Origin of the sequence: Priestia sp. SIMBA_032, assembly GCF_046535215.1 — a bacterium.
Classification (GTDB): Bacteria; Bacillota; Bacilli; order Bacillales; family Bacillaceae_H; genus Priestia; species Priestia aryabhattai.
This window is the reverse complement of record NZ_JAWRXD010001566.1, coordinates 1-236: the sequence shown is the minus strand read 5'-3', so window position 1 is coordinate 236 and position 236 is coordinate 1. Positions and strand designations below refer to the sequence as shown.

The 236-nt window shown below is 70.3% G+C and carries 1 pseudogene; it reads left to right on the top strand.

Annotated features, from left to right (window positions below):
• Positions 1-236, top strand: a pseudogene (locus tag SB717_RS39560) (hypothetical protein); the annotation flags it as partial.

The window sequence follows — 236 nt, the reverse complement described above, 5'->3', positions numbered from 1 at the left end:
CGCCCTTGCGCGCGCTGGCCCGGCAGCTCCTGACGGCGCTGCTCCTGCTCCGGATCGCGGTGCTTCGGACGCCCGTCGTGCGCACCGTCCACAACCTCGACCTCCCGGAGGGGATAAACCGCCGGCAGCGCTTCCTCCTGGAGCGGTTCGCACGCCTGACCACTTTGCGGATCACGCTCAACGACAGGACCACGCTGCCGGAGGGTACCGAGGCGGTCACGATCGTGCACGGCCAC